Genomic DNA, 12,589 nt, shown 5'->3' with positions numbered 1-12,589 from the left:
ACGCAGACCTCTGGCGCATTCCGGGTACCCGTATGAAATTCAAGTCGATCCAGTTTTCCGTGGTGGCGTTGGCAGGTGCCAGCGTTCTGGCAGTGGTCGCGGCGCTGGTGCTTTACGCGCTGTTCGCCGGCTCGCGGACTCAGGCGCTGGTGCAGGAGCGTACCCAGGCGCTGCTCGAGCAGGTGATCAACGATCGCCTGGTGGCGATCGCGCGCGGCCAAGTCGCGCAAATCCAGCGCGAACTGGAATACCCGCTCACCGTTGCCCGCGACCTCGCCAACACCAACGCCCTGCTCGACGAAACCGACGCCAACGGCCAGCCGCTGCTGGGCATCGGCCGCGCCGGCATGTCCAACCTGCTGCGCCAGACCGTGGCGCAGAACCCCAAGCTGCTCGACGCCTTCGCCGGCTGGGAACCCAACGCCTTCGCCGGCAACGACAGCCAGTACTCCGGCCTGCCCGGCTACGACGCCAGCGGCCGCTTCATGCCCTGGTGGTACCGCAAGGACGGCGGCCTGACCGTGGAAGCCATGGGCGACACCCTGGAAAGCCAGAAAATGCAGCCTACTGGCGTGCGCGAAGGCGAGTACTACCTGTGTCCGAAAGAGAAGCACCAGCCCTGCATCATCGACCCGGCGCCCTACGAGATGGCCGGCAAGATGGTGCTGATGTCCTCGTTCAACGCGCCGATCATGGTCAAGGGTCAGTTCAAGGGCACCGTCGGCGTGGACCTGTCGCTGGACTTCATCCAGGACCTGCTCAAGACCGCCGACAGCCAGCTCTATGACGGCGCCGGCGAGATGGCGCTGATCTCCACCAACGGCCGCCTGGTCGCCTACACCAAGGCCCCGGCCAAGCTCGGCGAACCCGCCAGCAGCGTGCTGGACGCCAGCGAAGTGGCCAACCTGGCCAAGCTCACCCTCGACCAGCCGCTGACCTCGGTGGACAAGGAACACGGCCACATCGAGCTGTTCCTGCCCTTCACCATCGCCGACTCCGGCGCGCGCTGGACCCTGATGCTGCAACTGCCGCAGGAAGCCGTGCTGGGTGACCTGAACCAGCTGCAGAGCGACCTGAAATCCCAGCGCGACAGCGACACCCTGGGCATGACCCTGGTCGGCCTGCTGATCGCCGCCATCGGCCTGGCCGTGATCTGGCTGGTCGGCCATGGCATCGCCCGCCCGTTGCGCCAGCTGGTCGGCATGCTCGACGATATCGCCCAGGGTGAAGGCGACCTGACCCGCCGCCTGACCAGCGACCGCGCCGACGAACTGGGCTCCATCGCCAAGGGCTTCAACACCTTCCTGGGCAAGCTGCAGGGCATGATCGGCCAGGTGGTGACCTCGGTGCAGCACGTCAGCGATTCCTCCGAGCACACCGCTGACATCGCCATCCGCACCAACCAGGGCGTGCAGAAGCAGCTGGCGGAGATCGAGCTGGTGGCCACCGCCGTCCACGAGATGACCGCCACCGCCCAGGACGTAGCGCGCAACGCCACCCATGCAGCCGAAGCGGCCAACCATGCCGACCAGGCCGCGCACCACGGCAAGCGCATCGTCGAGAGCAGCTCCACAGCGATCCAGGCGCTGGCCAGCGAGATCGGCCGCGCCGTGGGCGTGGTGCAGTCGCTGGCCCGCGACAGCGAGAACATCAACGCGATCCTGGTGGCCATCCGCGGTATCGCCGAACAGACCAACCTGCTGGCGCTCAACGCCGCCATCGAGGCTGCCCGCGCCGGTGAACAGGGCCGCGGCTTCGCGGTGGTCGCCGACGAGGTGCGCAACCTGGCGCAGAAGACCCAGCAGGCCACCGAGGAGATCCAGTCGATGATCCAGCAGTTGCAGAACGGCACCCGCGAAGTGGTGCACGTGATGCAGCAGAGCCAGGACAAGACCGAGGACAGCGTGCGCCACGCCGGCGAGGCGGCCCAGGCGCTGGAGTCGATCACCCAGGCGGTGTCGGTGATCAACGACATGAACACCCAGATCGCCAGCGCCGCCGAGGAGCAGAGCGCGGTAGCCGAGGACATCAACCGCAACGTCAGCAACATCGGCATGGTCGCCAACCAGGTGGCCGGCGGCGCCGACGAGGCCTCCCAGGCCAGCGCCGAGCTGACCAAGCTGGCTGAGCAGCAGCGCCGGCTGGTGAATCAGTTCAAGGTGTAAGACAGGCTGCCGGGCGTGCGCTGCCGTCGACAGCGCACGCATTGGCAGGATGGGTGGAGCCTAGGCGATACCCATGCTGCCGGTGCAGGGGGCGATGGGTATCGCTGCGCTCCACACCATCCTACTGCCCCGGAGTTCTCAGGCCGGGGTGAGGCACTCCGGCCCATTGCAGGCCGGGTCATTGACGAAGTTCGCCAGCGCCTGCACGCGCAGCCGCGCCTGGGGCAACTGCAGCAGTTCCAGCAAGCGCGCGGCGGGCGTCTCGTTCGACAGCCATTGCGCCTGCTCCTGCAAATCGAGAATCAGCGGCCGGCGCATATCGCCCGCCGCCTGGGTGAGCATCGCCACGCTGTAATAGGTGTGGCCTTCCACCGGATACGCCTCCCACACCCCCGCAAAACAGATCAACCCGCCTCCGGAAACCCAGTGCGGCCGCTTGCGCACGCCGAGCCACTCATAGAAGCCATTGGCCGGCAGCAGGCAGCGACGCTGGGCGAAGGCATCGCGGAACATCGGCTGTTCAACGATGGTTTCCGTACGGGCATGGGCGGGGGTTCGCGACAGGTCCTTCAGCCAGGCCGGCGTCAGTCCCCAGCGCGCGAGGTCGGCATGGCGCGCGCCGTTCTCCTCGCGCAGCATGAGCACGCGGGCGCCGGGCGCGACGTTCCACTGCGGCTGCAGGTCGGCAGGGAAGCCGGCGTTTTCGGCAAGCTGGCGGTTCCAGCGGAACAGGGCGTAGCGGCTGGTCATTGGGACTCGTCGGGGGAGAAGGTCAGCAAAGCAGGACGCCGGGACCGCCCTCGTGATCGTCGGCGCAGCCCGGCAAGGGTTGCGCGGCATTGTACGCGGCGATCAGTTCGCGCGCCTGCTCGGCCACGTCGTCCTCCACCCACAGGTGCAGCAGGCCCAGGCCCGGCAGCTCGCCGATGCCGCCGACCAGATGGCGTCCGCCCAGGTGCGACGAAATGCCCTCGTTGGCCAGCATGCCGCCCAGCAGCTCGGCTTCGATCAGGTCGGCGGGTTCGTAGATTCGCTGCATCAATCGTCCTCGCGCTGGACTTCCAGGGTCCAGTCCACGCCGTCGGTGTGGAGCTGGAACAGGATCGGCCGGCAACACACCGGACAATCTTCATAGTAGCTCTGGTCGCCCCCGGAGAGGTCAAGCACGGCCTCGGCCGGCTCACCGCAATAGGGACAGGAATAGTCCTGACTTTCGAGCATCGCTGGTTCCCCCGTGACTTCCGTTTATAATCGCGCGGTCTTTTTGGGTGCCCGCCTGGCCGGTGAGTCGGCGGCATACCCATCCGGGCCGTCTATTTCGCGGCCTGTCCCGTGATACCCCGAGAATTCATAGAGAGCATGATGGGCGAGTTCGAAGCCATCCGACCGTACAACGACGCCGAAGTCCCGGCTGTCCTGCAGCGCCTGCTGAGCGATGACGCCTTCCTCGGCGCGCTGGCGCGTTACCGTTTCCCGCGTCTGTCCGGTCCGTTCGGCTGGCTGCTCAGACCTCTTATAGCCCATCGGCTGGCCCGCGAAGTCACCGGCATCCGCAGCGTCAGCGAGCTGCAGCACAAAGTCGAGCCCTACGTCGACCGGACCATCGAGCACGCCACCGACGGCGTCACCTATTCCGGCGTCGAGCGCCTGCAATCCGGCCGTGCCTACCTGTTCATCGCCAACCACCGCGATATCGTGGTCGACCCGGCCTTCTGCAACTACGCGATCTACCACGCCAAGCTGCCGACGCCGCGCATCGCCATCGGCGACAACCTGCTGCAGAAGTCCTTCGTCAGCGACCTGATGCGCCTGAACAAGAGCTTCATCGTGCACCGCTCGATCAGCGGTCGGCGCGAGAAACTGGCGGCGTACCAGAACCTCTCGGCCTACATCAATCACTCGATCTGCCAGGACGGCCAGTCGATCTGGATCGCCCAGGCCGAGGGCCGCGCCAAGGACGGTGACGACCGCACCGATTCGGCGATCCTCAAGATGTTCCACATGAGCCGCAAGGACGAGCCGTTTGCCGAGGTAGTTCGCCAGCTGCACCTGATTCCGGTGTCCATCAGCTACGAATACGACCCCTGCGATGCCGCCAAGGCCCGCGAGCTGTTCACCCGCGCGACCACCGGCGAATACACGAAGGCGCCGGGCGAGGACGACCGCAGCATCGTGCAGGGCATTACCGGCTACAAGGGCCGGGTGCACATCAACTTCGGCGAGGAGATCACCGGCGACTTCGCCGACGCCAAGCAGCTCGCCGCCGAGCTGGACCGGCAGATCCTCGGCAACTACCGGTTGTTCCCGGTGCACTACCTCGCCTACGAGGCCTCCGATCTGCGCGACGCCGCGCTGAACGTGCCGCGCGCCGAGACCCTGTTCAAGGCCGAGGAACTGCAGCGTGCGCGCACCGAATGGGAGCGCCGCCTGGGCGAATGCCCCGCGGAGCAGCGCGGCCACCTGATCCTGCAGTACGCCAACCCGGTGCTGAACCAGTACCGACTCAAGCAGCAGGCATGAAAAAAGGCGCCCTCGGGCGCCTTTTTCAATTCACTGATGACTCAGAGCCGGGTGCTGTACCAGCTCACCGTCACGGCCAGCACCATGCAGGCGAAACCGAAACGGTAGAAGAAGCGGTTCATCCGCGCGGTCGGCTCGACGCTGTCCAGCGGCACCGGCGCAATTTCGCTCTCGGCGGCCAGGCGCGCCAGGGCGAGGCGCTCGCGGCGGCGGGTCGCCAGCAACAGCCAGCCTCCGGCCAGGGCGAAGAACAGGGCCAGGTCATTCACGATACGACCGGGATGGGCCTGGAAAAGACTCCAGAGCGCCTGCAGCGACATCACAACCTCCGCTTCAGAACTGCACGCCAACGACTTCGAAGCAAAGCGGGGTCAGTCTGGACGAACGGGCTTGGCCCGTCATGGATGAGAAACAATCGACGCGCATTTTATCCGCTGGGCCGCCATCGCAGCCAGCACGCAACGCTTATTTACGACGAGCGTAAGAGTTATCGAGAAAGGGTCTAAGACCTCTCCCGCGTCCTGGCACGTTGCTGGCTTCAACGAATTCTGCAAACCCGGTCTTTCGCCAAGGAGATTCGCCATGCTCGACATCGTCCCCCACGAAAACGCCTACCTGATCGAACACCTGGAAGAAATCGAAGCCGTGGTCGTCGAACTCTCGTTCAACGTCCAGGACGACCACTGGCTGGTCTACACCCAGGCCTGCGGCCACGAACACCTGGACCTGCCGGAAACCGACGAGCGCATGCGTTCGTTCGAGGTCGACCCGTACCGCCAGGCCGCCTGATCGCCCCGATCTGCGCCCATGAAAAAGCCCGCCATTCGGCGGGCTTTTTCATGTCCGATCGATCAGCGCTGGTTCAGCGTCTGGCCGATGGTCGGGTCCTTGAACACGCGGGTCAGCGCGTCGCTGAGCACGTCGCTCACCAGCTTGGTATTGGTCGCCTGGTTGGGCGCCATGCCGAAACGCTGGTTGGTCGAGGCGCCGTAGCGGCCGCTGTAGCGACGGGTGCCGCTCTGCACGTCGGCGCGGAAGGTGGCGCCGATGTCGGCCTCGGTGACGTACATGCCTTCCTTGGGCGACTGGTACTTCAGCTCGGCCAGGGTCAGGGTCAGTTGCGGCGCATTGTAGGCGTTGGCCGACGGGGTGAAGCCCAGCAGGCGCACGGCGGTTTCAGCCTGCAACTGCAGCTTGGGGATCACGTCTTCGCTGCGCACGGTCAGCTGGCTGGTTTCCGAATACAGGCCACCACGGGTACCCAGCGCGGTGCTAGGGCGACCGTCGACGACTTTCACCACCACCGGCTGGCCCTGGCCAACGGCGGCGACCGGGCCCTTGAACTCGGGCGTCGGGTTGAGTTGTTGCGGGCTGAGGGCGCAGCCGGTCAAGGTCAGGCTGGCGGCAGCGATAAAGCCGAGCAACAGGCGAGGCAGCATGCTCATCTCTCCATGGGGTAAGCGATGGCCGGCAGTATACCGGCGGGCAGCGCGGTCAGATAGCGCTTGGCCATTGGACGCGGAACCCGTTCTCAGGGTTCCCTGGCCGCGCGTCGATAGGCCGCCTTGACCCACCTGCAGGCAAGACGCACCGGGAGGGAGCACAAATGGTCAATCAAGGGGTAGACACTAGGAAAAAAGTCTAAGGTGCAGAGCTTTTTTTTGTGTTTCGCCGTTATAATCGCCCCCCGATTATAAGGACGCCTCCTGGTCGGGCCCCGCACGATGCCGACACACCGTGTCTCGCCTCTGCCACCCCTCAAAGAGAGTCGCCACTCGCCTCGGTCACTGGCCGTCGCGCTTTGTACGTTCGTTGCGCAGAACTTGGCAAGGATGCAGCCGCCCCCTCCGCACGGAGACCGGACCGGCCCGCGACGACGATCCCCTTTGAGCTTCACGCCTCCAAAAGAGCGTGATCGAAGGTTTTTCACTACTTCACGAGAGTGTGGCGAGCAATGAAGAGTTTTGCGTTGGTAGCACCATTGACGTCTGACCCCGCAGCACTGAATCGCTTTTTCGGCACCGGAAGCCGCGCATAAGCGCCACTTTCGGATGCACTTGCGGATGAATTCGTCTGTCCGTGGATTGCCGAGAAGGTGCGCATTTCCCCTCCTCCGATCCCGGCCCGAGACATTCCGCGAAAGGTCCTTTGCGACCTGAGAAGAATTCGGACATGCGGCTTTCGCGCAACGAGCGCAAGGCCCCTGTCACAACTGGCTGCTGATAGTTTTGGAGACGCGTTAATGGCGCAGAACGAAATCGAATCGATGGACGTGCTGCTGGTCGGCGCCGGCATCATGAGCGCAACCCTGGCTGTCCTGCTCAAGGAAGTCGATCCGGGCGTCAAGCTCGAGATCGTCGAACTGCAGGAATCCGGAGCCATCGAGAGTTCCAACCCGTGGAACAACGCCGGTACCGGTCACGCCGGCCTCTGCGAGCTGAACTACACCCCGCAGGCGGCTGACGGCTCGATCGACATCAAGAAGGCGGTGAACATCAACGCCCAGTTCGAGGTGTCCAAGCAGTTCTGGGCCTACCTGACCGGGAAGGACGCCTTCGGCGCACCGCGCAACTTCATCAACCCCGTTCCGCACATGAGCTTCGTGCGTGGCAAGGACATTCCGTTCCTGAAGAAGCGCCATGAGATGCTTGCCCAGCACCATGCCTTCTCCTCGATGGAATACACCGAGGACCGCGCCAAGATCGCCGACTGGGCCCCGCTGACCATTCCCGGCCGCCCGGCCGACGAGCAGGTCGCGATGACCCGCGTGGAAAGCGGCACCGACGTCAACTTCGGCGCCCTGACCAACCAGCTGCTGAGCTACCTCTCCAGCCGCGAAGGCAGCGAAGTCCGCTATTTCCAGAAGGTCGTGGGTCTCGAGCGCTCCGGCGACGGCTGGCTGGTGGACATCAAGAACACCCAGACCGGCGATGCCCGCAAGGTCAAGGCGAAGTTCGTCTTCCTCGGCGCCGGCGGCGGCGCGCTGCCGCTGCTGCAGATGTCCGGCATCCCGGAAAGCAAAGGCTTCGGCGGCTTCCCGGTGAGCGGCCAGTGGCTGCGTTGTGACAACCCGGAAGTGGTCAAGCACCACCAGGCCAAGGTCTACAGCCAGGCTGAAGTGGGCGCCCCGCCGATGTCCGTGCCGCACCTGGACACCCGCGTGGTCGAGGGCAAGACCTCCCTGCTGTTCGGCCCATACGCCGGCTTCTCCACCAAGTTCCTGCGCCACGGTTCGTTCCTCGACCTGCCGCTCTCGGTGCGCACCAGCAACCTGCTGCCGATGCTCGCCGTGGCCCGCGACAACATGGACCTCACCCGCTACCTGGTGAAGGAAGTCATGCAGTCCATGGACCAGCGCATCGAAGCCCTGCGCAAGTTCTACCCGGAACTGAACCCCGCCGACTGGCGCCTCGAAACCGCTGGCCAGCGCGTGCAGATCATCAAGAAGGACCCGAAGAAAGGCGGCATCCTGCAGTTCGGTACCGAACTGGTGGCGGCCCAGGACGGCAGCATCGCCGCCCTCCTCGGCGCCTCGCCGGGTGCTTCGGTCACCGTCTCAATCATGCTGGGCCTGCTGGAGCGCTGCTTCCCCGAGCGCTACAAGTCGGCCGAGTGGACCGCGAAGCTCAAGGAGATCTTCCCGGCCCGCGAGAAGCAGCTGGAAACCGACGCCGCGGTGTACCGCGAAGTCAACCAGATGACCGCCGACCGTCTGCAGATCGTCGCCGCGTCCTGAGTGCCGCACTCATGAAAAAGCCCGCCATCCGGCGGGCTTTTTCGTGTCCGTGGTCAGCGCGGTTCAGTGGCAGCTGACCATCCAGCCGACGCCGAACCGGTCGGTGAGCATGCCGAAGCGCTGCGCCCAGAAGGTCTTCTCCAGCGGCATCTCCACCCGCCCCTCCTCCGCCAGGGCGGCGAATGCCTGCTCCGCCGCCACCACGCTGCGCAGCGTCAGGTGCAGGGAAAAGCCATTGAAAGCCGCGTTGTGCTCGCCGCGACCATCGGACAGGAAGACTTCCGTCTCGCCGATCTGCAGGCTGGCGTGCATCACCTTGTCCAGCCAGCCATCGGGCACCGACGACGGTCCCGGCGCCTCCTCGAAGCGCATCAGGCCTCCGAGCTGGGCGCCCACCGCGCGTTGGTAGAAGGCAATGGCCTCATCGGCGCGACCATGGAAAAACAGATAGGGCTGTACTTGCACGGCTTCGTCCTCGCCTTGTCGTTATCGTTCTGAGGGAAAGTCTAGGCGGGGATTCGCGGAGATGTCCGGCGAGTCTGTTCGTAGGATGGGTGGAGCGCAGCGATACCCGTGCGGTCCGCAGCTCGGAAGTGATGGGTATCGCTACGCTCCACGCCATCCTACTTCGAGTTTTCCTGCTGAACTCGCGCATAAAAAAGCCCGCACAGGGCGGGCTTTTCAGCGGTTCGCAGCGATCAGCCGCGAGCAGCCTTGATCACTTCGATGTAGGGCTCGGCCTGGCGCTGGTCCTGGATCAGGGCGATGAAGTCCTGGCCCTGGGCATCCTTGGCGGACAGGTCGTAGCCGGCTTCGACGAAGAAGCCGACGAAGCGCTCGAAGTCGTCGATGCGCAGGCCGCGGTAGGCCTTGACCAGCTTGTGCAGGGACGCCGGGGTGTCGTCGGCCGGTTCCACGTCGAGGAACAGCTTGATGGCGTCGTCGTTGATCTCTTCGCCAATCACCTGCTTCTTGTCTTTACGCATCGCTCGCTTCTCTCTACGGCTGTCTCGGGGATCGCGGCCGGCAACGGCTCAGGCCGGGCACCACGGGTCGGGCAGTTTAACCCTGCGCCGGGCGCGGCTCAACGCGCGCGAATGGCGCCGGTGTGCAGGTCGGCCCAGATATGGCCGTTGCCGTAGGTGAGGAACTGCACGTAGACGGTGCCGTTACGCAGCAGGTCGAGCAGCTGTGGATAAGCCGCCTGCGGGTAATACAGGCTGAGCACGCGGGTCTTCTCATCGTAGACGGGCTTCTTCAGGCTCTTGCCCTCGGCGTCGAAGCTGATGACCACCTGGCTGATCTGCGCCCCCTTGTTCAGCGGCTTGCCCTTCAGGCGCAGCAGCGACGGCGTGGTGATCGGGATCGGCTGCTGGTTGGACTGGCGCTGGTTGCCCAGCACCACGCTGTATTCGGTGACCTGCAGCAGTTGCTGCTGCTCCGGCTCGCCCTGGCGCAGGCTGGCGTCGTCCGGGGGCAGGAACTGGCTGTGCATCGGCGCGGCAACGGTCATCCCCGCAAAGCCAAGCGGAAGGCAGAACAACAGCGCCAGCACGGCGCCCGACATGCGAACGGACATCATCACCTCCGCGGGACAGGGCCGAGCACTCTAGCATGCGCCCGAAGCGCCACGACAGGCGCACATGGCAAGCCTGTCGATACATTGATAGCCTTCGAAGTCAGGCATATCTCACATCGACACAGGCCCATCCTCGATGCTGCACAACGTCTCCGACCTCGACCTGCGCCTGCTGCGCATCTTCGCCTGCGTGGTGCGCTGCGGCGGGTTCTCCGCCGCGCAGGGCGAACTGGGCATGGGCCAGTCGACCATCAGCACGCACATCGCCAGCCTGGAGACGCGCCTGGGCTATCGCCTGTGCGAACGCGGCAAGAGCGGCTTCCGCCTGACCGAGAAAGGCGAGCGGGTACTGGACTATGCGCAGAGCCTGTTCGCCGCGCTGGGCGACTTCCGCGATCAGGTGCAGTCCCTCGCCGGACGCCTGGTCGGCGAGCTGCACCTGGGCCTGGCCGACAACATCGCCACCCTGCCCGAGGCACGCATCCACCAGACGCTGGCGCGCTTCAACCGCCGCGATCAGGACGTGCGCCTGCATTTCCTCATCGAATCCTCCAGCGAACTGGAGCGTCTGGTGCTCAATGGCCGCCTGCATCTGGCCATCGCCTGCTTCAGCCGGCGCCTGCCGAACCTGCGCTACGAGCCGCTGTACCACGAGCGGGTAGCCGTGTTCTGTGGGCGCGAGCATCCGTTGTTCGACAAGTCAGTGAAGGACGCCGCAGAGCTGGAAAGCTGCGACTGGATCCAGCACGGCTATGCGGTGGCCGACGTGCAGTTGCCGGCCGATCCGCAACGCAGCACGGCCTTCGCCCAGCACATGGAAGCGGTGCTCCACGCCGTGCGCGCCGGCACGCACCTGGGCTACCTGCCCACGCACTACGCCGAACGCTGGGTGGAACAGGGCGAGATGCGCGCGCTGCTGCCGGACAGCCTCGGCTACGGCATCACCCACAGCCTGGTGGTGCGCGACGAGCCGGGGCACAACGAAGCGCTCCAGGCGCTGGTCGAGGACCTGCGCCTGGAGCACGGGGTGACGCCGATCAGCGCGGCGCGGTGATGTGCTTGATGTCGAAGAACGCCGACAGGCCCCACGGCCCCAGCTCGCGGCCGATGCCGCTGCGCTTGCCGCCGCCCCAGGAAGTCTGCGGGAATACCACTTGCGGCGAGTTCAGCCAGACGTTGCCAGCCTCCAGATGCTCGGCGACGCGCTGGGCGCGCTCGAGATCGGCGCTGCACACGGTAGCGGCCAGGGCGAAATCGCTGTCGTTGGCCTGCCTCAGGGCGTCCGCTTCATCACTGAAGGTGCGCACGCACAGCACCGGGCCGAAGATTTCCTCGCGCCACAGGCGGCTGTCAGCCGGTACGTCGGTGTACACGGTCGGCTGGATGAACCAGCCCTCGGCTGCTTCGCCGCCGGTCAGGCAGGCCAGGCCTTCGTCGCGAGCCACCGCGAAGTAGTCGAGCACCTTGCGGTACTGCGCTTGGCTGGTCATCGGGCCCATGTCGGTCTCGCCGAGCAGCGAGTCACCGACGCGCAGGCCTTCCACCGCGACCTTCAGCTTCGCCAGCAGCGGCTCGGCGATGGACTCCTGCACCAGCAGGCGCGAGGTGGCGGAGCACATCTGCCCGGCATTCCAGTAGACGCCGGCGATGATCCACTGCACGGCCTCGTCCAGGTCGCAGTCCTCGAACACCAGGATCGGCGACTTGCCGCCCAGCTCCAGGCCCACCGGCAGGGTGCGCGCGGCGGCGGCTTCCATGACCTTGCGGCCGACGACGTTGCTGCCGGTGAAGGACAGCTTGGCGATGCCCGGATGGCTGCACAGCGCTGCGCCGGCATCGGCCAGGCCCGGCACCAGGTTCAGCACGCCGGCCGGCAGGCCGATGGCGTCGGCGATCTCGCCCAGCACCAGTTCGATCAGCGGAGTGATCTCCGAGGGCTTGAGCACCACGGTGCAGCCCGCTGCCAGGGCCGGCGCGACTTTCCAGGCGCTGGTCACCAAGGGGAAGTTCCACGGCACGATCAGGCCGACCACGCCGATGGGCTCGCAGCGGGTCTGCGAGCGGTAGCCGGCGTCCGGCAGGGCCACTTCGGCGTTCTGTCGGGCGTCCAGCTGGTCGGCCAGTTCGGCGTAGTAGGCGAAGGTGGCGATGGCGTCGCCGATATCGATTTCCGCTTCCAGGCGCGGCTTGCCGCTGGCCTGCATCTGCAGGGCGATCAGCGCTTCGCTGCGGGCTTCGAGCTGTTCGGCGAAGGCGCGCAGGTAGCCCGCGCGCTGGGCGGCGCTGGTCAGCTTCCAGTCAGTGAAGGCGCACTTGGCGGCAGCGACGGCGCGCTCCACGTCGGACACACCGGCGCAGGCGACTTCCGGCAGCGCTTCACGGGTAGCGGGAGCGATCGGGCGCAGGACGGCACCGCTGTCGGCGGGCTGCCATTGGCCATCGATATAAAGGAGACGGGACATGCGAACCTCGGACGGTTGTCTGGTGAGGATCGCAGGATAGGTGTGCCATGCATCGTCAAAAATGCGAGTCAGCCCATGCATGCATCGACAGGATTCGATGTGTAGGCGCGGGCCATTCCTGCGAATC

Annotated in this window: 14 protein-coding genes; 5 read left to right on the top strand and 9 right to left on the bottom strand. The window is 65.6% G+C overall.

Features of this window, described 5'->3' with window-relative positions:
- Positions 1 to 32 precede the first annotated feature (32 nt).
- Positions 33 to 2,165, top strand: coding sequence for a methyl-accepting chemotaxis protein (locus IB273_RS09045; RefSeq protein WP_192223908.1), 2,133 nt, complete (start codon positions 33 to 35; stop codon positions 2,163 to 2,165).
- Between the two features lie 138 nt (positions 2,166 to 2,303).
- Here IB273_RS09045 and IB273_RS09040 read toward each other — a convergent pair whose 3' ends face one another.
- From IB273_RS09040 to IB273_RS09030, 3 genes are read right to left on the bottom strand one after another with little or no spacing between them, the layout of a single operon-like run.
- A complete protein-coding gene (locus tag IB273_RS09040; RefSeq protein ID WP_192223907.1) occupies positions 2,304 to 2,915 on the bottom strand; it encodes an SOS response-associated peptidase in 612 nt (203 codons plus the stop codon).
- Between the two features lie 22 nt (positions 2,916 to 2,937).
- Positions 2,938 to 3,204 carry a DUF2007 domain-containing protein gene (locus tag IB273_RS09035; RefSeq protein ID WP_081516295.1) on the bottom strand — a complete coding sequence of 89 codons (267 nt, stop codon included), beginning with the start codon at positions 3,202 to 3,204 and terminating at the stop codon, positions 2,938 to 2,940.
- Positions 3,204 to 3,386 carry a CPXCG motif-containing cysteine-rich protein gene (locus IB273_RS09030; protein ID WP_081516296.1) on the bottom strand — a complete coding sequence of 61 codons (183 nt, stop codon included), beginning with the start codon at positions 3,384 to 3,386 and terminating at the stop codon, positions 3,204 to 3,206. Before IB273_RS09030 ends, IB273_RS09035 begins: the two co-directional genes overlap by 1 nt.
- A 138-nt stretch (positions 3,387 to 3,524) precedes the next feature.
- Here IB273_RS09030 and IB273_RS09025 point away from each other — a divergent pair, with 138 nt between their 5' ends.
- Entirely contained in the window at positions 3,525 to 4,685 is a 1,161-nt protein-coding gene (locus tag IB273_RS09025) for a 1-acyl-sn-glycerol-3-phosphate acyltransferase (protein WP_151188253.1), read from the top strand.
- 41 nt (positions 4,686 to 4,726) lie between these two features.
- On the opposite strand, the gene IB273_RS09020 is transcribed toward IB273_RS09025, so the two are convergent.
- Positions 4,727 to 5,005 carry a hypothetical protein gene (locus IB273_RS09020; protein ID WP_192223906.1) on the bottom strand — a complete coding sequence of 93 codons (279 nt, stop codon included), beginning with the start codon at positions 5,003 to 5,005 and terminating at the stop codon, positions 4,727 to 4,729.
- A gap of 262 nt (positions 5,006 to 5,267) precedes the next feature.
- Between IB273_RS09020 and IB273_RS09015 the strand changes: the two genes are divergently transcribed.
- Entirely contained in the window at positions 5,268 to 5,474 is a 207-nt protein-coding gene (locus IB273_RS09015; protein WP_081516299.1) for a hypothetical protein, read from the top strand.
- A gap of 62 nt (positions 5,475 to 5,536) precedes the next feature.
- Here IB273_RS09015 and IB273_RS09010 read toward each other — a convergent pair whose 3' ends face one another.
- The gene (locus IB273_RS09010) at positions 5,537 to 6,124 is read right to left on the bottom strand and encodes a YajG family lipoprotein (protein WP_081516300.1); all 588 of its coding nucleotides are present in this window, start codon (positions 6,122 to 6,124) and stop codon (positions 5,537 to 5,539) included.
- A gap of 803 nt (positions 6,125 to 6,927) precedes the next feature.
- Here IB273_RS09010 and mqo point away from each other — a divergent pair.
- The gene (gene mqo / locus IB273_RS09005) at positions 6,928 to 8,421 is read left to right on the top strand and encodes a malate dehydrogenase (quinone) (protein WP_151188254.1); all 1,494 of its coding nucleotides are present in this window, start codon (positions 6,928 to 6,930) and stop codon (positions 8,419 to 8,421) included.
- A gap of 63 nt (positions 8,422 to 8,484) precedes the next feature.
- Here mqo and IB273_RS09000 read toward each other — a convergent pair whose 3' ends face one another.
- The 3 genes from IB273_RS09000 to IB273_RS08990 form a co-directional block, all read right to left on the bottom strand.
- Entirely contained in the window at positions 8,485 to 8,886 is a 402-nt protein-coding gene (locus IB273_RS09000) for a VOC family protein (RefSeq protein WP_151188255.1), read from the bottom strand.
- Positions 8,887 to 9,119: 233 nt separating this feature from the next.
- Positions 9,120 to 9,407, bottom strand: coding sequence for a PA4642 family protein (locus IB273_RS08995; RefSeq protein WP_017519723.1), 288 nt, complete (start codon positions 9,405 to 9,407; stop codon positions 9,120 to 9,122).
- 98 nt (positions 9,408 to 9,505) lie between these two features.
- Complete coding sequence (locus IB273_RS08990) at positions 9,506 to 10,000, bottom strand: hypothetical protein (protein ID WP_151188256.1); 495 nt, start codon at positions 9,998 to 10,000, stop codon at positions 9,506 to 9,508.
- 136 nt (positions 10,001 to 10,136) lie between these two features.
- Here IB273_RS08990 and IB273_RS08985 point away from each other — a divergent pair, with 136 nt between their 5' ends.
- Complete coding sequence (locus tag IB273_RS08985) at positions 10,137 to 11,054, top strand: LysR family transcriptional regulator (protein WP_192223905.1); 918 nt, start codon at positions 10,137 to 10,139, stop codon at positions 11,052 to 11,054.
- On the opposite strand, the gene IB273_RS08980 is transcribed toward IB273_RS08985, so the two are convergent.
- Positions 11,038 to 12,462, bottom strand: coding sequence for an aldehyde dehydrogenase family protein (locus IB273_RS08980; protein ID WP_192223904.1), 1,425 nt, complete (start codon positions 12,460 to 12,462; stop codon positions 11,038 to 11,040). The two genes, IB273_RS08985 and IB273_RS08980, sit on opposite strands and share 17 nt — an antisense overlap.
- Positions 12,463 to 12,589 lie beyond the last annotated feature (127 nt).

The sequence above is a fragment of the Pseudomonas sp. PDM19 genome, from assembly GCF_014852215.1.
Taxonomy (GTDB): domain Bacteria; phylum Pseudomonadota; class Gammaproteobacteria; order Pseudomonadales; family Pseudomonadaceae; genus Pseudomonas.
Note: the sequence above shows the minus strand (reverse complement) of the source record. Positions and strands in the feature narration are given on the sequence as shown.